Source organism: Arthrobacter sp. P1_B9 (genome assembly GCF_056406495.1).
In genome coordinates this window covers 515,206-536,206 of sequence record NZ_JBFUAA010000002.1, presented here as the reverse complement: position 1 = coordinate 536,206, position 21,001 = coordinate 515,206, and the positions used below count along the sequence as shown (strand labels likewise).

Sequence of the window (21,001 nt, the reverse complement as noted above, 5' to 3'; positions counted from 1 at the left end):
CGATGGAGCACGCCCTGACCCGCACCGCGGCCGAGAACGACGCCGACTTCCTGGCCCGGATCAGCCGCAGCTGGGCCGAGGCACTGGACCAGGACGGCGCCGAACCCTCCGAGGAACTGCTCCGCCAGCTCCAGGGCGCCTTCCTCCGCAAACCCCGGCACGGCCTGCAACACCTGGAAATCTTCGCCACCACGGACCAGTTCGAACACCTGATCACCGTGATGAACACCGCCACCAACCCCCGCACCGACCCAGACACCGGCCAAGGCACCACCACCGGCCACACGGCGGGTGACGGGTCCGCGGCGGCGGGTGCGCCCGGCCCGGCTGCGGAGCCCGCCACGGTGGAAGAGGACCCGTCGCTGCCGGTTCTGGACCTCCGCTCCCGGCCGCAGAAGCTGCTCGACGGCCTGGTCGGTGCCTGCAAAGCAGCCCTCGCCACCGGAGGGCTACCCGCCGCGGGCGGGCTCCGGCCCCAGGTCATGGCCACCATCGACTACCGCGACCTGCTCACCAGGCTCGGGACGACTCCCGCCGAAGCAAGCGCCCCTGCCAACACCGCACAGCACGGCACCGGAACCAGGCACGGCACCGGGACGCTGCTGTTCACCGGCCCCGTCACCGCAGGCACCATCCGCAAGCTCGCCTGCGACGCCGACATCATCCCGGTCGTCCTCGGCGGCGAGGGCCAGGTCCTGGACATCGGCCGCGCCTCCCGCATCTTCCCGCCCCACATCCGCAAGGCCATCACGGCCCGGGACCGGGGCTGCGCCTTCCCGCAATGCACCATCCCGGCCCCCTGGTGCGAGGCCCACCACATCACCTACTGGTCCCGCGGCGGAACCACCGGAACCGGCAACGGCACCCTGCTCTGCTCCCATCACCACCACGTGATCCACAAGGAACACTGGAGCATCCAGATGCGCACCGGCATCCCCTGGTTCATCCCGCCACCCCACCTCGACCCCGCCCGGACACCCCGCCGGAACACCTACTTCCGCCTGGAGTGACCCCGTGGCCGCCGCGTGACAGACGCCCTGACGGCCGGGTCACCGTGGGGGTCGAACGGCAGCGGCCCGGACGGCCGGGTGGAACAGATACTTCCGCCCCCACCAGTAGCGCCCCGCGGCGCTTACGGCTAGTCCCGCCGACACGTCACCGCCTCCACCGCGCGCAATATCGGCTGCGACTTCGACATGATCCCCGTCGTCCTCGGCGGCGAGGGCCAGGTCCTGGACACCGGCCGAATCTCTCCGCGTCCGGGGGCGAAGCCCACCCAATCACGTAGTAGTTCCGCGCCGGAACCACTGGGCTGGACAACGGGACAGGTCGATAATAAGAGCTCTGGGAGCGGTGGTTATTCCTCAGAGAATCTTGCGCCGAAGACTCACGATTGCAACGCAGTTAGGGCTGCGATAGTTTGTGCCTTGAACGACACAATCATGTGGAACCTGGGACGCCACTGTTAGGTGGCGCTCAAGTGTGGATATGAGCCACGCGCGTACTCTTTCAAGAAGGGTTTCGCTCGATGGCAAGCTGCACCAAGATCACCTACTCCACCACCTGGCACGCGAACCGCGCGCTCAAGGAAATCATCCGGCAGGGCTCGTCATCTGGGGGCAAGTTGCCCGCGAGCATATACCCATGCGGAGGCTGCAAGGGATGGCACCTGACCTCGAAAAGGGCAGCTGGAAAGGCAAAGAAGTGGCAACGCCATTCTTCGTGAAAGTTTCACCAGCGCGCTAATGGGACCCTGCGTACTCGCACAACCACGTGATCCACGAGGACTGTGGACCATCCGGATGCGGACCGACGGCATACCCGGTTCGTCCCCGCCGCACGTCGACCCGGCCGGGCCGGACCGGGCCGGGCCTACCGATGATCGCGCCGGCGCGTCATCAAGAGCAAGGGTGATCAGGAGGTCCGGCCGGCGCAACCAGATCAGCCCCGCCGGCCGAGCGGGCGTTAGAGGAACTCGGCCCGGCCTTCCATTGCCGAGGACGCCAGTGCGTGTTCCCGCCGCGGGATCCTGCCGGCCGCTTTCGCCAGCCTGCCGGCGATGACGGCATGTTTGAAGGCCTCGCCCATGAGCACCGGATTCTGCGCACGGGTCACCGCCGTAGCCAACAGCACGGCGTCGCAGCCGAGTTCCATCGCCAGGGCAGCGTCCGAGGCCGTGCCGATCCCGGCATCCAGCACCACGGGCACGGACGCGCGCGAGACGATCAGCTCGATGTTGTGCGGGTTCAGGATGCCCAGTCCGGTGCCGATCGGGGCGCCCAACGGCATCACGGCCGTCGCGCCGAGGTTTTCGAGCCGGAGGGCAAGCACGGGGTCGTCGTTCGTGTAGGCGAAGACCTTGAAGCCTCGGGCCACGAGCTGTTCGGTTGCGTCCACGAGTTCGACGGCGTCCGGCAGCAGTGTGTGCTCGTCGGCAATGACTTCGAGCTTGACCCAGTCCGTTTCCAGGGCCTCCCGCGCCAGCTCGGCGGTGAGGACGGCGTCCTTGGCGGTGAAGCAGCCTGCCGTGTTGGGCAGTACCCGGATCTGATGGTCCTCGAGCAGCTGGAACAGCGAGCCCGTCTCCGCCGGCGAATAGCGGCGCATCGCCACCGTGGTCAGCTCCGTCCCGGACGCCACCAGCGCCGCCCCGAGCCCGTCCAGGCTCGGCGCACCGCCGGTTCCCATGATGAGGCGGGAGCCGAGCCTTACGCCGTCGACCACGAACGGATCGGCCACCGCACCGGCCATGGGGACGGCCTGTGTTCCTGCGAACGTCGTCTCGTTCATGCTGGTCATCCTCCCTGGACTGCCGTGACAAGTTCGACGTCGTCGCCGTCGGCGAGCGCCGTGGCGTGCCACTGGCTGCGCGGCACCACTTCGGCGTTGCGGGCGACGGCGACACCGAGCTTCCGCCCGTCGGCGGCGCGGCCGTCGGGGCCGATGCTCCGGCCAGTGAGCTGGCTGACGAGTGCGGAGACGGAGGCGCCGTCGGCGACGCTCTGATCCGTTCCGTTAAGTCGGATGTTCATGCTGCTTCCTTCTTAGGGCTGTCCCCGGACGTAACCGGGATGCGGGAAAAACGGTCGGGGCGGAACCCGGCCCAGCGCGGGTCCGGCGTGAAATCCATGAGTTGCCGGCACACGGCGGCAGCGGCGGGGGTCAGCAGGACGCCGTGCCGGAAGAATCCTGTGGCGATAATGAGTCCCGGGACGTCGCCGCCGTCCGCTTGTGCGACCCGCCCCAGCAGCGGGGCATTGTCCGGGGTTCCGGGCCGCGCCCGCGCCGTGGCTTCCAAAAGCTCCAGCTCGGCGACCGCAGGCACCAGCTGCTGGGCATCCCGCAGCAGCTGGTAAATGCCGCCGGCGGAAACTGCGTGCGGATCCGACGGTCCATCCTCCCGCTGGGTGGCCCCGATCACCACGGTGCCGTCCTGGCGGGGGACGATGTACACCGGGATGCCGCGCACCATGCCCCGCACGGTGGCCGTGAGCAGCGGTTGCAGATGCGGAGGCACGCGGAGCCGGAGGATGTCGCCGTAGACGGGCCGCAGCGGCAGCACCAGCCCGGCCGGTAGCTCCTCGAGCGCGGCGGCGCCGAGCCCGTTGGCGACCACGGTCTCGGCAGCCCGTACGGTACCGCCGCCGGCCAACCGCACACCCGCCACCTGTCCGTCCTGCCACAGCAGGCCTGCCGCGCGCCGCCGGACGAAGCTGCCGCCTTCCGCACCGAGCACGCCGGCGAGCCGGGTGATCAGCAGGCGGGGGTCCACCTGGTGGTCGGCCGGGATGTCGAAGGCACACGAGATGCCGGGACTCAGCAGGGGCTCCCGGGTGCGCGCCTCGCGCACTGTCAGTGGCTCCACGGCCAGGCCGCATGCCTTCTGGACTTCCCTCAAGTCCGCGAGCGCGCGCCGGTCCGCCGCGTCGGCCCCCACCGCCAGGGTCGGCGTCGTTAAGTAGCCGGTACCTGCCGGGGAATCCGCGCCGGCGGCACCGGCGTCGAGAGCCGCAGCGAATCCTGGCCACAACCGGGAGGCCTCAAGCATCAGATCCAGGAGCTGTTCCTCCTGGTAGTGCAGTTCACTCACGGGGGCCAGCATGCCGGCCGCGGCCCAGCTGGCTCCGCTGCCGGGAGCATCATCGATCAGGACCACGGATCGGCCCGAGCGGATGGCCTCGAACGCGATGCCATGGCCGATCACCCCGCCGCCGATCACGGCCACGTCGGCAGTCGTATCCCCCGCGATGATTCCCTCTGCGGTACCGGGCCCCGTGTCACAAACCTGGGCGTCGGCGTCATTTGCGGCTCCGGCCGCACGGCCTGCTCGTGTGCCCATGAAGAATTCCTTCCCTACGCCGGTACTAGCCGGATCAGGTCAAGCGGTCGGCTCTGACGCCCTCTCAGCCGGGCAGCGGCGACATGGCTGCTGCGGGCTCCCGCGGTATGCGCCCAGTTTAGAGGAACTAGGCTGGTCCCATGAGCCAGGACCCTCTCCACACCACCGCCCGCCTCTATCTCTGCACCGACGCCCGCAGGGACCGCGGCGACTTCGAGGACTTCGTGGACGCCGCCTTCGCCGGCGGCGTGGACATCATCCAGTTGCGCGACAAGTCGCTCGAGGCCTCCGAGGAGCTGGAACTGCTGGAGGTCCTGCACACCGCGGCGCAGCGCCACGGGCGGCTGTGGGCCGTCAATGACCGGGCGGACATCGCCTCCCTGTCCGGGGCTCCGGTGTTCCATGTCGGTCAGAAGGACATTTCGCTCGACGCCGCCCGCGGCTTTCTCGGCAAGGATGCCGTGATCGGCCTGTCCACCCACAGCCCGAAGCAGGTGGACGCCGCCATCGCTGCCGCGCCAGGCCGCAAAGGGCTCGATTATTTCTGTGTGGGCCCCGTGTGGGCGACGCCCACCAAGCCCGGACGCGCCGCCGTCGGCCTCGATCTGGTGCGCTACGCCGCCCAGGCGATCGGCGGGGCGGACGCGGAGGGAACCGGCAAGGTCAACGAAAACGTCCTGCCGTGGTTCGCGATCGGCGGGATCGACCTCAGTAACGTGGAGCAGGTAGTCGATGCCGGTGCCCGGCGGATCGTCGTGGTCCGGGCGATTACCGACGCCACCGATCCGGCCCACGCCGCCGGAGCCTTGCTGGCGGCGCTGGACGCCGCCGCATCCTAAGCAGGTCCCCAGCCCGTAATGCCGGCCGGCACTGAAACTATCCGGCGAGACCCAGCTCCGTCATCCGGCGCGCGTGATTCGCTGCGAGTTCGGCCGCCAGGCCGTTGACCAGCGCCCGGGCGCCGGCGTCGTCCAGCCCCGACAGTCCGCCGAGGAACGCGTGCTCGGCGCTGACGCGCTGGGCGTGGTTCAGTACTTCCCCCAGCAGACGCCTGGCCCACAACGCCAGGCGCGACGCCAGCCGCGGGTCATCGGCCAGGGCCGCCTTGATGCGCGCCTGCAGCACGGCCGTGGACTCACCGGTGGAGCGGACCTGCCCGATCAACTCACGGGTCGCGGCGTCGACGTACCGGCCCACGACGCCGTAAAAGTCCGCGGCGACCGTGTCGATCACGTAGGCCTTCATGAGGGCCTCGTACCAGTCCGACGGGCGCGTGCGTTCGTGGAAGTGGTCCACCGAGGGCTGGAACGGCAGCATGGCGGCCTCCGTATCCAGGCCCATGTGTTCGAGCCGGATTCGGACGAGTTCGTAATGCTGGAACTCGACCACCGCCATCCTGCCCAGCAACGCACGGTCATGCAGCGTGGGCGAATACCGGGCACTCGAGGACAGCCGCTCGAAGGCGGAAAGCTCGCCGTACGCCAAGACTCCCAGCAGGTCGGCAAGGAAGCTGTTGTAGAGGGCAGGATCGTCCGCAGTTGCGCTCATCATCCAAGACTAATAGCGGAAATCGGGCTACCCTGATTTTCGTGTCACATCATCGCCTGACCCCCAGTGTCCACGAGCAGCAGAACCAGCTTGCCGGGGCACTCAAGGCGTTGCGCACCACGCTGGAACTGCCCGGCCCGTTCCCCGAGGGTGTGCTGCGCGACGCGGAGGCGGCGGTGGCCGAGCACAAGCTCCCGGACCTTGACCTCACGCACGTCGAGTTCGTGACTATCGATCCGGCATCGTCCACCGACCTGGACCAGGCCCTGTTTATCGAACGGAGCAACGGCGGTTACAAGGTCTTCTACGCCATCGCCGACGTCCCCTCCTTTGTCGCCCCGGGCGGGGCGCTGGACGCCGAGACCCGGCGCCGCGGCCAGACCTTCTACACCCCGGACGGCCGGATTCCGCTGCATCCGGAGATTATCAGCGAGGCCGCCGGCAGTCTGCTCGCCGGGCAGCTGTGCGCGGCGTTCGTCTGGGAGTTCGAGCTCGACGCCGCGGCAGAGGTCGCCTCGGTCCTCGTGCGCCGGGCACAGGTCCGCAGCCGCGCGAAGCTCAACTACAAAGGCGTCCAGGCCCAGCTCGACGCCGGCACCGCGGCGCCCGTGCTGCAGCTGCTGAAAGAAGTAGGCCTCAAACGGGTGGAACTGGAACGACTGCGCGGCGGCGCGAGCCTGAACATGCCGGAACAGGAGATCCAGCAACTGCCCGACGGCGGCTACCGGATCGTAGCGGCCCCGCCGCTGCCGGTGGAGGACTGGAACGCCCAGATTTCACTCATGACCGGGATGGCCGCCGCGGCGCTCATGCTCCAGGGCAAAGTCGGCATCCTGCGCACCATGCCCGCCCCGGACGAGGCATCACTGCGCCACTTCCACCGGCAGACCCACGCCCTCGGCAAGCCCTGGGACGGGGAAATGCGCTACGGCGAGTACCTGCGGACCCTTGACCCGACGGACCCCCGGCAGCTGGCCATTGTGCATTCGGCCGGGATGCTCTTCCGCGGTGCCGGATACACACCCTTCGACGGCACAGTGCCCAACGCCGCCGTCCAGTCCGCCATCGGCGCCGCGTACGCCCATTCCACGGCACCGCTGCGGCGGCTGGTCGACCGCTTCGTGCTGGTAATCTGTGAGGCCCTGAGCAACGGCACCGAAGTTCCTGCCTGGGCCCGGGAGGCGCTGCCGTCCCTCCCCGCCATCATGGGCACCTCGGACCAGTTGGCGGCAAAACTGGAGCGGCTGGCGCTGGACACCGTTGAGGCGGCCCTGCTCGTCAACCACGTCGGCCAGGAATTCGACGCTGTCGTCATCTCCGGTCCCAAGCCGGCCAAGGGCACCAACGGCACCAGCAACGGCAACGGCGGGAAGACCAACGGCAACGGAAACGGCCCGTCCGGGATCGTCCAGATCGCCGAGCCCGCCGTGACCGCACGCTGCCCCGGCGAGCTGGAACCGGGCACCAAAGTCCGGGTCCGGGTGGTGTCCTCGGACATCGTCACGCGGGAAATCCAGTTGGAGCTCGTGGGCTGACGGCCGGCTATCGGTCCGTTGACGGCCCGCTGGCCGTCCTCACGCCGTCCCCACGCCGTCGCCAGCCAGCGCTCCCGGCCGCCCTCCCGGTCACTTCCCGAGGCGCAATCACCCGCCCAGTCGAGGATCCACGCCTTGTACAGCTAGACTGAAGAGGTAGAAATGGATGCCCGGTCGTTGATTTCCATGATTTTCGAATTCAACAAGCCCGCCCCTACGCGATCTTGAGATACACCCGCTGGTCCCCAGTGCCAGCATTTAGATAGCCCGCGATCGGCTTCCACTGGAATTGCTTGCGCGCCTGAGCGTGCTCCGGAACGGCCACCACGGCCGGCCCCGTTGAGCAAGCAGCGCAGCCCAAAATGAATAAGGAAACTCCCCTGTGAGTGAATTGCACACGCACCAGCTTCTGACCGATGAGTCCGGCACGGAGACCATCGAGCCCGAAGAGACCATCATCTCGGACGAAAAGCCGCACGAGATTGCCGAGAAGACCTTTGCCGACTTCAATGTCCGTGCCGACATCGTGGAGTCCCTGGCCGACGCCGGCATCACCCACCCCTTCCCGATCCAGGCCATGACCCTGCCGGTCGCACTGGCAGGGCATGACATCATCGGCCAGGCCAAGACCGGTACTGGCAAGACCCTCGGCTTCGGCATCCCGGCGCTGCAGCGCGTCGTCGGCCGCGACGACGCCGGCTTCGACAAACTGGCCGTTCCCGGCGCCCCGCAGGCCCTGGTGATCGTGCCCACCCGCGAGCTGGCCGTCCAGGTAGCCAAAGACCTCGAAAACGCCGCCAAGAAGCGCAACGCCCGCATCGCCACCATCTACGGTGGCCGCGCTTACGAGCCGCAGGTCGAGGCGCTGCAGAACGGCGTCGAGGTTGTCGTCGGTACCCCCGGCCGCCTGATCGACCTCTTCAAGCAGAAGCACCTGAGCCTGAAGAACGTCAAGATCGTTATCCTCGACGAAGCCGACGAGATGCTGGACCTCGGGTTCCTGCCGGACGTCGAGACCCTGATCGCCGGCACGCCCGCGGTCCGCCAGACGCTCCTGTTCTCCGCCACCATGCCCGGCCCGGTCATCGCCATGGCCCGCCGCTACATGACCCAGCCGACACACATCCGCGCCGCGGACCCGGACGACGAGGGCCTGACCAAGCGCGATATCCGCCAGCTGATCTACCGTGCCCACAGCATGGACAAGGTGGAAGTGGTGGCCCGCATCCTGCAGGCCCGCGGACGCGGCCGGACCATCATCTTCACCAAGACCAAGCGCACCGCCGCGAAGGTGGCCGAGGAACTGGTGGACCGCGGTTTTGCTGCGGCCGCCATCCACGGTGACCTCGGGCAGGGCGCCCGCGAACAGGCGCTGCGCGCCTTCCGCAACAACAAGGTGGACGTCCTCGTTGCCACCGACGTCGCCGCCCGCGGCATCGACGTCGACGACGTCACCCACGTGATCAACTACCAGTGCGTCGAAGACGAGAAGATCTACCTGCACCGCGTGGGCCGCACCGGCCGTGCCGGCAACAAGGGCACCGCCGTGACGTTTGTCGACTGGGACGACATGCCGCGCTGGGGGCTCATCAACAAGGCCCTCGGCCTGAGCTACCCCGAGCCCGTGGAAACCTACTCGTCCTCGCCCCACCTGTTCGAGGAACTCGACATCCCCGCAGGCACCAAGGGCCGGCTGCCGCGCGACAAGCGTGTGCTGGCCGGGGTCGACGCGGAGGTCCTCGAAGACCTCGGCGAGACCGGCAAGAAGAACTCGCGCACCAGCGCAAAGGACGGCGCAAAGGACGGCAGCCGCACGAGCAGCCGTGACGGCGCCCGTGAAGGCAGCCGCACGAGCAGCCGTGACGGTGCCCGCGAGGGCAGCCGGACCGGCGGACGTGACTCGCGCCGCAGCGGCACCGAAGCCGGCGGACGCTCCGGCGACCGCCGTCGCCGTCCCGCCGAGGCCGATGCCGCCACGGCGTCCACTGCGAACGGACAGGGACCGGAAGCTGCTGCCGCCGCGCCGGCGAAGGCCCCCACCGAGGTGGACCGGGCTACCCGTGCCCGGCGCCGGACCCGCACCCGCCGCCGCAACGGCGAGGTAGTGGCCGGCGGCGACGCACAGCCGAGCGGCGCCGAGGCCTAATCCCCTCCATGACTGACACCGTCTGGGCGCCGGACGGCAGCAACCTGGTGGTTCACGCGGACAACGCGGAATACCTCCCCACGCTGCCGGACGGCGCCTTCACACTGATTTACGTGGACCCGCCCTTCAACACCGGCCGGGTCCAGCGGCGCCAGGAAACCAGGATGGTGCTCAACGCCGGCGGCGAGGGTGACCGCGTCGGGTTCAAGGGCCGGTCCTACGACACCATCAAGGGCGCGCTGCACAAGTACGACGACGCGTTCAGCGACTACTGGTCCTTCCTCGAGCCCCGGCTCGTGGAGGCCTGGCGGCTCCTGGCCGACGACGGCACCCTGTACCTGCACCTGGACTACCGCGAGGTGCACTACGCAAAGGTCATGCTGGACGCGATCTTCGGCCGCGAATGCTTCCTGAACGAGATCATCTGGGCGTACGACTACGGTGCACGGGCCAAGTACCGCTGGCCCACCAAGCACGACAACATCCTCGTCTACGTCAAGAACCCGGCGAAGTACCACTTCGACAGCGCCGAGGTGGACCGTGAGCCCTACATGGCGCCCGGACTGGTGACCCCCGCCAAGCGCGAGCTCGGCAAGCTGCCCACGGACGTGTGGTGGCACACGATCGTTTCGCCGACCGGCAAGGAGAAAACCGGCTACCCGACGCAGAAGCCGGAGGGGCTGATCCGCCGCGTGGTTGCGGCCTCGAGCCGGCCGGGCGACTGGTGCCTGGACTTCTTCGCAGGTTCCGGCACGCTCGGGTCCGTGGCCGCGAAACTCGACCGCAGGTTCGTGTGCGTGGACCAGAACCAGCCGGCCATCGACGTGATGGCCAAACGCCTGGCCGCGCAGGCGCAGTTCACGTCTTTCCCGACCCTCTGACCCGCCGCCCTCACCACGCCCCGCCGTTCCCGCCCGTTGCGCTAACACTTGTGGCGGCTATTCGGGTCCTGGGGGGCCTCATAGGGACGCTAAGTGATAGCTCAACACGGGTCCAGGGTCTCAGCGGACTGGGTCTCAGCGCACCACGGACGAGCCCGTGCCCAGTTCCTCGATCCGGGCAAAGACTTCTGCGGAGGTCAGATTCTCGCCCAGCAGGTTCGGCTTTCCCGCGCCGTGGTAATCGGAGGACCCTGTGATCAGCAGGCCATAGCGTTCGGCGATGCGGCGCAGGAACGTCCGGCCCTCCTCGGGGTTGTCCCGGTGGTAGATTTCCAGGCCGGCCAGGCCGGCGTCGATCATCTCCCGGTAGGTCCCCTCCCCCACGATCCGGCCGCGGGCGGATGCCACTGGGTGGGCGAACACCGGGACGCCCCCGGCTGCACGGACCAGTTCGACGGCGAGCGCCGGCTCCGGCGCATAGTGCTGGACCCAGTAGCGCGAGCGTGCTGTGAGGATGGAACCAAAAGCCTCGGCCCGGTCTTCCACCACACCGGCCGCGACGAGCGCGTCGGCGATGTGGGGGCGGCCCAGGGTGGCACCCGGCGCGACGTGATGAATCACGTCGTCCCATGTCAACGGGTAGTCCTCCGACAAAAGGGTGACCATCTTCTGCGCCCTCGTGTGCCGGGCGTCCTTGGACTTGGTGATTTCCTCAAGCAGCCCGGGATGCGCGGGGTCGTGGAGGTAGCTGAGCAGGTGAACGCTGATGCCTTCCGCGGTGCGGCAGGAGATCTCCATCCCCGGGACCAGCGCGACCCCGGCTTTCCGGGCGGCGATGGCGGCCTCCACCCACCCGGCAGTGGAATCGTGATCGGTCAGGGCGACGACGTCGAGGCCCGCGGCGGCGGCGGACTCCATGACGCCGGCCGGCGCCTGGGTGCCGTCGGAAACGTTGGAGTGCGCATGCAGGTCGATCCTCACCTCACCAGCCTAGTAGATGGCAGGATCCAAAGCCTCTGCCCCGTAGTGCCGGGGCCCGGCAGCGGCCCTGCAGCGCGAGCGCGCCGTTGGCCTAAGCCGCGGCGCTGGTGAGACTATGGGACGGTGAACGATGCAGATAACACCCTAGTCTCCGCTTCCCAGCCCCTCGAAGAGCGCGTCAACAACCGCTCGCAGCGGCCCAGCTCCGACGCCTTCAAGGCCTTCATGGCCAGCAACTGGGCGCCGGCCTCGCAACAGCTCCCCGAGCGGGATGCCGTCGCGGGCCACGCCGCAGGCCGGCGCCGCTCCATCTCAGGCCAGTTCAAAGGTGAACGCCTGGTCATCCCCGCCGGCCCGCTGAAGGTCCGCTCGAACGACTGCGACTACCGCTTCCGGCCGCACTCCGCCTTCGCGCACCTCACCGGCCTCGGCCTGGACCACGAACCTGATGCGGTCCTGATCCTGGAACCGGTCGCGGAGGGCACCGGCGACGACGGCGGAAACCACCACGCCACGCTGTACTTCCGCCCGTTGGCCGGCCGCGACACCGAGCAGTTCTACGCCGATTCCCGCTCCGGGGAGTTCTGGATCGGCGCACGCCCGACCCTGGCTGAGTTCAAGGCCAAGCTGGGACTGGACACGGCCGACATCGCCGAACTCGAACTGGCCATCACCAAGAATGTCGGTGCGCCGGAGATCGGCGGAATCTCCATCAGGCTGGTCCGCAAGGTTGACGAGAACATTGATGCCCTCGTCGACACTGCCCGCTACAACACGGCCAAGGACCCCGACAACCTCGACCTGAGTGTGCTCGACGCCCTGGACGAGAAACTCACAGAGGCCCTCTCGGAACTGCGCCTGCTCAAGGACGAGTGGGAAGTCGAACAGATGAAGAGTGCCGTCGCCGCCACCGTGGCCGGCTTCACGGAGGTGGTCAAGGCGATCCCGCGGGCGCTGACCCACCACCGCGGCGAGCGCGTCGTGGAAGGGGCGTTCTTCGCCCGGGCCCGCGAAGAAGGCAACGAGCTCGGCTACGACACCATCGCCGCCTCCGGCAACAACGCCACCGTGCTGCACTGGACCCGGAACACAGGCAAGATCAACGCCGGCGAACTGCTGCTCCTGGACGCCGGAGTCGAGGCCGACTCCCTCTACACCGCGGACATCACCCGCACCCTGCCGGCCAACGGCAAGTTCTCCGAGGTCCAGCGCAAGGTCTATGAGGCAGTGCTCGACGCCGCCGACGCCGGCTTTGCCGCTGCCCAGCCGGGCACGAAGTTCCGGGACATCCACACCGCAGCCACCACGGTGCTGGCCGAGCGGCTCGCCGAATGGGGCCTCCTGCCCGTCTCCGTCGAGGAAGCCGTGAGCACCGAGGGCCAGCAGCACCGCCGGTGGATGCCGCACGGCACCAGCCACCACCTCGGCCTCGACGTCCACGACTGCGCCCAGGCGAAGCGGGAACTCTACCTCGACGGCGTGCTCACGCCCGGCATGGTGTTCACGATCGAACCCGGCCTGTACTTCAAGAACGAGGACATCGGCATCCCCGAGGAATACCGCGGCATCGGCGTCCGGATCGAGGACGACATTCTCATGACGGCCGGCGGGCCGGTCAACCTCAGCGCCGCACTGCCGCGCAAGGCCGACGACGTCGAGTCCTGGATGGCGGGCATCTACCTGGAAGCGGACGGCCAGACGCCTTAGGTCAGCCAGGCAGTAGACAGCAGCAAATAGCAGCAAAAAGGGAGCGTCCCGGCACCGGGACGCTCCCTTTTTGCTGCTATTTGCTGCTATTTGCTGCTGTTTCCTGCCTGAATCAGTGCTGCTGGCCGTCCTGGCCTGCCGCGGGCTTCTCGCTGTCCGTGACCCTGACCCCGTACTGCGGGCGGCCGTCCGGGAGATCCGGATAGCTCACCCCGGAAACCCGGCCGGSCGGCCGGGCCGCCGCCTCCTCAGCCGCGGCCGCGGCCGGTGCCGTCGGAGCGGGGCCTGCGGGGCCCTCCTGCTGGGGTGCACCGCCCTGGTACTGTCCGGCGGGGTCTGCGCCGGTCTCCGGCGTTCTCTGGCCGTACGGGTCGTTCCAGCCCGCGGGGCGCTGCGGCGCATGGCTCTGCTGTCCCGGCTGCTGCGGGCCCGGCTGCTGCGGTGCCTGATGGCGGTAGTCCTGCTGCGCGAAACCGCCGGCTGCGGCACCGGACGCGTCATGCGCCGTCATGGGCAGCTGGTGGAGCAGGCGCCGCGCTTCGCCGGCGGCCTCGAAGGAGACCACGACGTCGTAATTGGTCGCCACCACCTGGCTGGTTGAGGTGAAGTCACGCTTGCCGCGCTGCATGGCGTACGTGACGATGCCAAACAGCATGAAGAACGCTGCACCCATCAGCACTGACGTCACAATCGAGAAATAACCGGGGGTTGTGGAGAAGAACGACAGCATGACGCCGACGAACAGGCCGAACCACATGCCGCTGAGGGCGCCGGAGAGGGCGACGCGGGGGTAGGTAAGCCGGCCGGTCACCCGCTCGACCATCTTCAGGTCATTGCCCACGATCGACACCATCTGCACGGGGAACTGCTGGTCAGCCAGGTAGTCCACCGCCTTCTGGGCATCCAGGTAGGAGTTGTAGGAACCGACAACGTCGCCTCTCGGGACGGTGCGTGCCTCGTCCGAGCCGTTGGGGGCACCGGCCCTGGGAGCACCAAAAATGTTTGACATATGCCCATTCTCACCCATCGGGCTGGTGTGCGGCTGGAAATTCAGCTAAAAGAGAGCAGACTCGGTAGCCTGTAGGGGTGAGCACGAATCTTTCGCGAGTGTTTGTCGCGCGCCTCCTCGGACTGGACGTCTTCGACCCATTGGGTGACCGTCTGGGTCGGCTGCGCGACGTCGTGGTGCTCTCCCGCGGAACCAGGGGCGCCCCGCACGTGGTGGGCATCGTCGTCGAGGTCCCCGGCAAGAAGCGCGTCTTCGTGCCGATGACCCGGATTACGTCCATAGACCAGACCCAGGTCATCTGCACCGGGCTGGTCAATCTTCGCCGTTTCGAACAGCGCGGCGCGGAAACCCTCGTGGTGGCCGAAATGTTCGACCGCCGGGTGACCCTTGCGGACGGCAGCGGCGACGCAACCATCGAGGACATCGCCATGGACCGGCACCGCTCCGGCGACTGGTTCGTCAGCAAGCTCTTCGTCCGCCGCGGCCACTCCCTCTCGCCCCTGAGCCGGCTGCGCCGCAATGAAACCCTCATCATCGACTGGGCCGATGCCCGGCAAGGCGCCAAGACCGAGCCCCAGGCCGCCACCCAGTTCGTGGCCACGCACGAGGACCTCAAGCCCGCCGACTTCGCCGAGGCCCTGCAGGAAATGAGCGACAAGCGCCGCTTCGAGGTTGCGAGCGAACTCCAGGACGAACGGCTCGCGGACGTCCTGCAGGAGATGCGCGAAGGTGACCAGGTGGAGATCCTCTCCGCCCTGGACGTCAACCGCGCCGCCGACGTCCTCGAGGAAATGGATCCGGACGACGCCGCCGACCTCCTCGCCGAACTCCCCAGCGCCCAGGCTGAAGAACTCCTGCAGTTGATGGAACCCGAAGGCGCCGAAGACGTCCGCCGCCTGCTCGAATACGACGAGGACACCGCCGGCGGGCTCATGACGCCCGTGCCGGTGATCCTGCCCCCGGAAGCAACCGTCGCCGAGGCACTCGCGCACGTACGCCGGGAGGAACTCTCCCCCGCCCTGGCGTCGTCGATCTTCGTCGCCCGGCCCCCGTTGGAGACGCCGACGGGACGATTCCTCGGTGTCGTCCATATCCAGCAGCTCTTGCGCTTTCCGCCGCCGGAGCCGCTGGGCAATCTGGTGGACAAAAGCCTGGAGCCGGTCTCCGACCAGGCCCACATCAGCGAGGTCGCCCGCGCGCTGGCAACGTACAACCTCAACTCGCTTCCAGTTGTCAACGATGACGGACGGCTTGTGGGGGCGGTGACTGTTGACGACGTGCTTGATCATCTGTTGCCGGACGACTGGCGCGCCCACGAGGACGATGCCCCGATAAGAAAGCTTGGAGGCCGCATTGGCTGATCCCACAGCACCACGGACCTCCAATGTCCGCCCTGGCGGCAGGACCACCGGCGGCCTCGACACGCCACTAAGCGGCCGGCAGCGTATCCTGCCCAACTTCCGTCCCGACCCGGACGCCTTCGGCCATGCCACGGAAGGCTTCGCCCGTTTCATGGGCACCCCCGCGTTCCTGATGTACATGACGGTGTTCTGCTTGTTCTGGCTGGGCTGGAACACGTGGGCGCCGGAGGAATGGCAGTTCGATTCACGGGCGCTGGGCTTCACGCTGCTGACCCTCATGCTGTCCCTGCAGGCCTCCTACGCCGCGCCCCTGCTGCTGCTGGCCCAGAACCGCCAGGACGACCGCGACAAGGTCTCGCTGCAGCAGGACCGCCAGCGGGCCGAGCGCAATCTCTCCGACACTGAATACCTGACCCGGGAACTTGCGTCCCTGCGCATCGCGCTGCGCGAGGTCGCCACCCGCGATTACGTCCGCGCCGAGCTCCGCAGCCTGCTGGAGGACATGCTGGAGGCCCAGGAGGAACTGCGCACCCACGATCCTTCAGCCGGCGCCCACGAGACCCCGCGGGAAAAGGTCAAGGAGAAGATGAAGGAGCGGCGCGACAAGCAGCGCAGCCCCCGGACCCAGCAAATCCCCCGGGTAAAAGCCGGCGGCAAGCGCGATGACCCGGCGAGGGACCGTGCGCAGGGCTCTTCGCAGGACCCGACAGGGAACCCTTCGGGGAAACTGCCGAACCCGTCGGCGAACCACTCCGGGGCCGTGGTCGATCCCACCCGCCAGCCCGCACACCGCACAATCCCCGAAAGCTGAGCATCGCCCGCATGAGCACCCCGCTGGAACAGGCAGTGCACGGCGCACTTGCCACCGTGATCGACCCTGAGCTCCGCCGCCCCATCACCGAGCTCGGCATGGTGGAGTCCGTTGAGATCGGCGACGGCGGCCGCGTGCGGATCGCGGTGCTGCTGACCATCGCGGGCTGCCCGCTGCGCGGAACCATCACGGCGGACACCGAGGCTGCCCTGTCCGCCGTCCCGGGCGTCACCGGCGTGGACGTGGACCTCAAAGTCATGACGCAGGTCCAGCGCGACGCCCTCAAGGAGCAGTTGCGGGGCGCCGGCGCCCAGCGCGGCATCCCGTTCAACGCGCCGGGCTCGCTGACCAAGGTGTACGCCGTCGCCAGCGGCAAGGGCGGCGTCGGCAAGTCCTCGGTCACTGTCAACCTGGCGTGCGCCCTGGCCGCCCAGGGGCTCCGTGTAGGGATCGTGGACGCGGATGTGTACGGTTTCTCCGTTCCGGCGCTGATGGGCATCACACAGGCCCCCACGCGGGTGGACGACATGATCCTGCCGCCCGTGGCCTACGGGGTCAAGGTCATCTCCATCGGCATGTTCGTCACCGGGAACCAGCCCGTGGCGTGGCGGGGCCCGATGCTGCACCGGGCGCTGGAGCAGTTCCTCACCGACGTCTACTTCGGCGACCTCGACGCCCTCTTCCTGGACCTGCCCCCCGGCACCGGCGACATCGCGATCTCCGTCGCCCAGCTGCTGCCCAAGGCGCAGATCCTCGTCGTGACCACCCCGCAGGCGGCCGCCGCGGATGTTGCCGAGCGGGCGGGTGCGATCGCCACCCAGACGGGCCAGACCGTGGCCGGCGTCGTGGAAAACATGTCCTACCTTGAAATGCCCGACGGCGGCAGGATGGAACTGTTCGGCAGCGGCGGCGGCGCCGTGCTCGCCGGTCGCCTCTCGGCCACCGTGGGTGAGGACGTGCCGCTGCTGGGCCAGATTCCGCTCGAAGTCCTGCTGCGTGAGGGTGGGGATTCCGGAGTGCCGCTGGTGCTGGGCCGTCCGGAGACGCCTGCGGCCGTGGCCTTGACGGGGATCGCCGGCAGGCTGGCGTCGGTTCCCCGCGGCCTCAAGGGCATGCCGCTGGGTCTGCAGCCCCGCTGACAGTGCCCGGCCGCATCCCTGCGCAGGCACTGCGGCAGGCCCGCCGCGGGAAGTCCTAGGTCGCCTCTGAGTCGAAGGGTGCCGGTTCGCCCTCGGGCAGCCGCTCGAGCACCCGCTCGGGGCGGTGCGCGGCGACAGCAGTCGCGGCAGCGGCCGTGGAGACCGTTGCCGGTGCCCCGGCGCTCATCGGCTTGGTGTCATCGTCAAGGAGCGCTTCCTTGATGATCCGGCGGGGATCGTACTGGCGCGGATCGTACTTCTTCCAGTCGACCTCATCGATGTCGATGCCGACTTCTTCCTTGATCTGTTCCCGCGCACCTGACGCCATCCGGCGCACTTCCTTGACAATATTGGCAAGTTTTTGGGTGTATTCGGGCAGCCTGCTGGGACCAATCACCAGAAGGCCGATGATCAGCAGAAGTAAGAACTCCGGTCCATTGATTCCAAGCACTTTAGGAAGGTTACCCTCTCGCTCGGGCTGGCGACGATTCCGCGAAGTCCGTATGCCGGCCATGTCCGGCCCGTCCCTGCCTCACGGTGCCAGGTGCTCCAGGATTCGGCTCAATCCGCGCTCGATCCGTTCCGGAATTCCGTTGTGCGAGGCCGGCACGGGAGTGCCACTGCTGACCCGGGTCAGCGCGGCAACGCCGTCGTCCGCCTGCTCGGCCGGCAGGTCCGAAATGTACGTGTATGTCGCCGCCGACGTCTGGTAGATGGCCCGGTAGGGCGGGGCGGGGTTGACCCAAAGAAAGCCATACCCGGGTTCGGGGGCGGCCGACGGCGTGCCGGCCTTGGCCGGGATAAAGCCGTCAGCCACGGCGGCGTGTCCGGTCAGCACGTTGATGGGCGAATCTTCGGCCCGTGCGGGTGCGGGGGGCGCCGCGGGCGCCCGCGTCGAAGCGTGCTGCTCAAGGACCGTGGCGAAGTGCCGGCCATCCGTGAGGCGAAGTTCCAGGACCTCGTCCCCGGAGATGACGCCGGCACGGGCCCAGATGAGGTGGAATCCGAGCTCGCGCAGCTCCGGACATGTCCACCCCTGCGACCGGAACGCAGCAAGCTCACCGGTGTTCAGCGTCCCGGCAGGGGTGAAGTCGGGCTCGCCGCCGAGGCCGAACGCAACACGGGGCCCGGTTCCCTCAGCGCCGGGGACGCCGGATCCGCTGGCGTCGAACAGCTCCGTTGCACCGAGCGGCTCACCGCTGCCGGGCAGCCCGGGGGCATCCGGGTGGGCGAGGGTGGCAGTCCCTGCGCCCTCGGCGGGGACCGCGTCGTCGCCTCCCATGACGTACGCGGTGCCGGTCATGAGGGCCAAAGCGGCGACGGCCCCGCCGACAGCAAGCACCGGCAGGCGCGGGCCGCGGCGACGGGCGCCGTGTGGACCCGCGGCGGCGGCGCGACCGGCGACCGGTCCCGCCGTCCCTGGCCGACCCGGCACGGGGTGTCCTGCCGGGAACCGGTCCGAGGGCCACGGACGATGGCCGGCCCCGGCGGCGTCCGCCGCGCCCGGCCGTTCCGCTGCATCCAATACGTCCGCTGTGTCCGCCGGGTCGGGGCGTTCCGCCATGGCCCGTTCCGGAGCTGAAGGTGCCGAAGGTGTAGGAGCCGTAGGTGCCGGAGCTGTAGCTGCAGGCACCGCAGCTTCCGGGGCTGTTTGTTCCCGCTCCGCTTCGGCTGTCCGTTCAGCCGCCGCCCGTTCCGCGGCCAGCTGACCGGTCCGTGCCAGGAGCCGTGCAGTCAGGTCCTCACTGGCCTCGGGCACGGCGGCGCCGCGGAGCTTCTCGAGGTACTGGCGTTCGCGCTGTTGCCGGGCGCGGCATTCGGCACACGATTCCACGTGGTCGTGGCGGCCGGCGGCCCATTTCCGGGTAGCCCCGGGCCCGCCCCAGAACCTGCAGCCTGGTGCTCCCAGCAGCCGTCTCAGCAGACCCATTGACCGGTTCAGAGGAGGCCGGCGATGCGCGGCATCTTGAGCCGCGGCTTGAGGGACTGCTTGGCCGGCTGCGCCGGGCGCGGGTCGCGGTGCGCGAGCTTTTCACGGAGCATTGTCCGGCCGCGGTGAATCCGGGACCGGACGGTCCCGAGTTTGATGTCCAGCGCGGCGGCGACTTCGTCGTAGGAGAGCCCTTCGAGGTCGCACAGCACGACCGCGGCGCGGAAGTCGGGCGGAAGTTCCTCGAGCGCTGCCTGGACATCGACGTCGAGGTTGTTGAATTCGAAGCTTTGCTCCGGCCCGGGCTCCCGGCCCGGCAGCCGCGACTCGGCGTCGTCGGCCAACGCATCAAAGCGGATCCGGCTCTTGCGCCGGGCCTGGTCCAGGAACAGGTTGGTGGTGATCCGGTGCAGCCAGCCATCGAGCGTGCCGGGCTTGAAGTTCTCGAGCGAACGGAAGACCCGCACGAACACCTCCTGGGTGAGGTCCTCGGCGTCGTACTTGTTTCCGGTCAGACGGTACGCAAGGCGGTAGACCTTGGCGGAGTGGTTCGTCACCACTTCCTCCCAGGTCGGCCGGACCCATTCGGCTTCCGCCGCGGTCCGGGACTGGCCGGTTGAATCTGTTGCCTCTGTTGCCGGGACAGGTGCCAGAATCGACATCGTCCACTCCCCTCGTGGATGGTACCTACGCCTGAATTGTGCCTGCTTGCACAGGTTCCTGCACCCTTCATTCGACGCCGATCACCACGCGGATGAGCGGATACCCATCATTTCAAAATAAGCTGGGAATTTCCTGATCCACCGCGGTCTTCCGCCGAAGGCAGAACGACCCCCTCCGGCCGGGGCCACGGTGCTGCCGCTTCCGCGTCCCGTCCCGCCGGACACAGTACGCTGTAGGGAACACTCCCCTGCCGCCCAGAAAGCGATATCCCATGAGCGCCGATAAGTCCACGAGCTGGTCCTATGCAGAAGATCTGCCTGCCGAGGATGAGGTCCTGTTGCACGCGCGCGAACGGTCCTTCGAGCTTGGCGTGACCCCGATCGGCCCCGGCGTGGGCGCCGTGCTGACGGTGCTGGCGGCGGCGTCCAAGGCACAGACCGCCGTGGAGATCGGCACCGGCGCAGGCGTGTCCGGCGTGTGCATCCTGCGCGGGCTGGGTCCGCAGGCTGTCCTGACCACTATCGACGTCGACGTCGAACACCTCAAGGCAGCGCGCGAAGCGTTCCAGGAGGCCGGCAGCCCCGCCAACCGCACCCGCACCATTTCGGGCCGGGCCGGGGATGTCCTGCCCCGGCTTACGGACGGCGCCTACGATCTCGTCTTCATTGACGCGGACAAACCGAACTACCCCAGTTACGTCGAACAGGCCGTGCGGCTGCTCAAATCCGGCGGGCTGCTGATCGTCAACGATGCCCTCGACAAGGACCGGGTCGCGAACCCGGCCGCCCGGGAAGCCACCACCGTGGTGTTGCGCCAGATCGGCAAGTCCATCCGCGACGACGACCGTCTCGCTTCCGCCATGCTGCCCACCGGAGACGGCCTGCTGATCGCGGTGAAGAAGTAGCCGCCAGGATTCACTAGCCCGGGTGCAGGGGCGGGCGCTGACAGCAA

Annotated in this window: 19 protein-coding genes and 1 riboswitch; of the genes, 10 read left to right on the top strand and 9 right to left on the bottom strand. The window is 68.4% G+C overall.

Annotation, left to right across the window (positions count from 1 at the left end; translation table 11 throughout):
- Positions 1-1,010 (top strand): DUF222 domain-containing protein (locus tag AC1D1A_RS05040; protein WP_476947256.1); only part of this gene is annotated, 1,010 nt, incomplete at its 5' end.
- A gap of 955 nt (positions 1,011-1,965) precedes the next feature.
- On the opposite strand, the gene AC1D1A_RS05035 is transcribed toward AC1D1A_RS05040, so the two are convergent.
- From AC1D1A_RS05035 to thiO, 3 genes are all read right to left on the bottom strand, one after another.
- The gene (locus AC1D1A_RS05035) at positions 1,966-2,751 is read right to left on the bottom strand and encodes a thiazole synthase (RefSeq protein ID WP_476947265.1); all 786 of its coding nucleotides are present in this window, start codon (positions 2,749-2,751) and stop codon (positions 1,966-1,968) included.
- Positions 2,752-2,795: 44 nt separating this feature from the next.
- On the bottom strand, positions 2,796-3,032 hold the full coding sequence (thiS, locus tag AC1D1A_RS05030) for a sulfur carrier protein ThiS (RefSeq protein ID WP_476850364.1): 237 nt from the start codon (positions 3,030-3,032) through the stop codon (positions 2,796-2,798).
- The gene (thiO, locus tag AC1D1A_RS05025; RefSeq protein ID WP_476947255.1) at positions 3,029-4,339 is read right to left on the bottom strand and encodes a glycine oxidase ThiO; all 1,311 of its coding nucleotides are present in this window, start codon (positions 4,337-4,339) and stop codon (positions 3,029-3,031) included. Before thiO ends, thiS begins: the two co-directional genes overlap by 4 nt.
- A riboswitch (TPP riboswitch) is annotated at positions 4,333-4,453 on the bottom strand. It overlaps the preceding gene by 7 nt.
- A gap of 26 nt (positions 4,454-4,479) precedes the next feature.
- On the opposite strand from thiO, the gene thiE reads away from it, so the two are divergent.
- Entirely contained in the window at positions 4,480-5,178 is a 699-nt protein-coding gene (thiE, locus tag AC1D1A_RS05020; RefSeq protein ID WP_476947254.1) for a thiamine phosphate synthase, read from the top strand.
- Between the two features lie 37 nt (positions 5,179-5,215).
- Here thiE and AC1D1A_RS05015 read toward each other — a convergent pair whose 3' ends face one another.
- Entirely contained in the window at positions 5,216-5,890 is a 675-nt protein-coding gene (locus tag AC1D1A_RS05015) for a ferritin-like fold-containing protein (RefSeq protein ID WP_230008586.1), read from the bottom strand.
- Between the two features lie 38 nt (positions 5,891-5,928).
- Here AC1D1A_RS05015 and AC1D1A_RS05010 point away from each other — a divergent pair, with 38 nt between their 5' ends.
- The 3 genes from AC1D1A_RS05010 (at position 5,929) to AC1D1A_RS05000 (ending at position 10,449) form a co-directional block, all read left to right on the top strand.
- Positions 5,929-7,422 carry an RNB domain-containing ribonuclease gene (locus AC1D1A_RS05010; RefSeq protein WP_476947253.1) on the top strand — a complete coding sequence of 498 codons (1,494 nt, stop codon included), beginning with the start codon at positions 5,929-5,931 and terminating at the stop codon, positions 7,420-7,422.
- A gap of 382 nt (positions 7,423-7,804) precedes the next feature.
- A complete protein-coding gene (locus AC1D1A_RS05005) occupies positions 7,805-9,568 on the top strand; it encodes a DEAD/DEAH box helicase (protein WP_476855773.1) in 1,764 nt (587 codons plus the stop codon).
- Between the two features lie 8 nt (positions 9,569-9,576).
- Positions 9,577-10,449, top strand: a complete 873-nt coding sequence (locus tag AC1D1A_RS05000) for a DNA-methyltransferase (protein WP_223913905.1) — start codon at positions 9,577-9,579, stop codon at positions 10,447-10,449.
- Between the two features lie 135 nt (positions 10,450-10,584).
- Here AC1D1A_RS05000 and AC1D1A_RS04995 read toward each other — a convergent pair whose 3' ends face one another.
- Positions 10,585-11,430: a PHP domain-containing protein gene (locus AC1D1A_RS04995; RefSeq protein WP_476947252.1), complete on the bottom strand. Its 846-nt coding sequence runs from the start codon at positions 11,428-11,430 to the stop codon at positions 10,585-10,587.
- Positions 11,431-11,553: 123 nt separating this feature from the next.
- On the opposite strand from AC1D1A_RS04995, the gene AC1D1A_RS04990 reads away from it, so the two are divergent.
- Positions 11,554-13,137: an aminopeptidase P family protein gene (locus AC1D1A_RS04990; RefSeq protein WP_476947251.1), complete on the top strand. Its 1,584-nt coding sequence runs from the start codon at positions 11,554-11,556 to the stop codon at positions 13,135-13,137.
- Positions 13,138-13,249: 112 nt separating this feature from the next.
- On the opposite strand, the gene AC1D1A_RS04985 is transcribed toward AC1D1A_RS04990, so the two are convergent.
- Positions 13,250-14,146, bottom strand: coding sequence for a YflT domain-containing protein (locus AC1D1A_RS04985; RefSeq protein ID WP_476947250.1), 897 nt, complete (start codon positions 14,144-14,146; stop codon positions 13,250-13,252).
- A 77-nt stretch (positions 14,147-14,223) separates the two neighbouring features.
- Between AC1D1A_RS04985 and AC1D1A_RS04980 the strand changes: the two genes are divergently transcribed.
- The 3 genes from AC1D1A_RS04980 to AC1D1A_RS04970 are packed head-to-tail and all read left to right on the top strand — an operon-like array spanning position 14,224 to position 17,457.
- Positions 14,224-15,507: a magnesium transporter MgtE N-terminal domain-containing protein gene (locus AC1D1A_RS04980; protein WP_028275668.1), complete on the top strand. Its 1,284-nt coding sequence runs from the start codon at positions 14,224-14,226 to the stop codon at positions 15,505-15,507.
- Positions 15,488-16,318: a DUF1003 domain-containing protein gene (locus AC1D1A_RS04975; protein ID WP_476947249.1), complete on the top strand. Its 831-nt coding sequence runs from the start codon at positions 15,488-15,490 to the stop codon at positions 16,316-16,318. Before AC1D1A_RS04980 ends, AC1D1A_RS04975 begins: the two co-directional genes overlap by 20 nt.
- 11 nt (positions 16,319-16,329) lie before the next feature.
- Entirely contained in the window at positions 16,330-17,457 is a 1,128-nt protein-coding gene (locus AC1D1A_RS04970) for an Mrp/NBP35 family ATP-binding protein (protein WP_476947248.1), read from the top strand.
- Positions 17,458-17,512: 55 nt separating this feature from the next.
- Here AC1D1A_RS04970 and AC1D1A_RS04965 read toward each other — a convergent pair whose 3' ends face one another.
- The 3 genes from AC1D1A_RS04965 to sigE form a co-directional block, all read right to left on the bottom strand.
- The gene (locus tag AC1D1A_RS04965) at positions 17,513-17,908 is read right to left on the bottom strand and encodes a twin-arginine translocase TatA/TatE family subunit (protein ID WP_230008673.1); all 396 of its coding nucleotides are present in this window, start codon (positions 17,906-17,908) and stop codon (positions 17,513-17,515) included.
- Between the two features lie 81 nt (positions 17,909-17,989).
- Positions 17,990-19,387 (bottom strand): hypothetical protein, encoded by a 1,398-nt coding sequence (locus tag AC1D1A_RS04960; RefSeq protein ID WP_476947247.1) that lies wholly within the window; start codon positions 19,385-19,387, stop codon positions 17,990-17,992.
- A gap of 8 nt (positions 19,388-19,395) precedes the next feature.
- Positions 19,396-20,049 carry an RNA polymerase sigma factor SigE gene (gene sigE / locus AC1D1A_RS04955; RefSeq protein WP_079550334.1) on the bottom strand — a complete coding sequence of 218 codons (654 nt, stop codon included), beginning with the start codon at positions 20,047-20,049 and terminating at the stop codon, positions 19,396-19,398.
- A gap of 272 nt (positions 20,050-20,321) precedes the next feature.
- On the opposite strand from sigE, the gene AC1D1A_RS04950 reads away from it, so the two are divergent.
- On the top strand, positions 20,322-20,954 hold the full coding sequence (locus tag AC1D1A_RS04950) for an O-methyltransferase (RefSeq protein ID WP_018773821.1): 633 nt from the start codon (positions 20,322-20,324) through the stop codon (positions 20,952-20,954).
- Positions 20,955-21,001 lie beyond the last annotated feature (47 nt).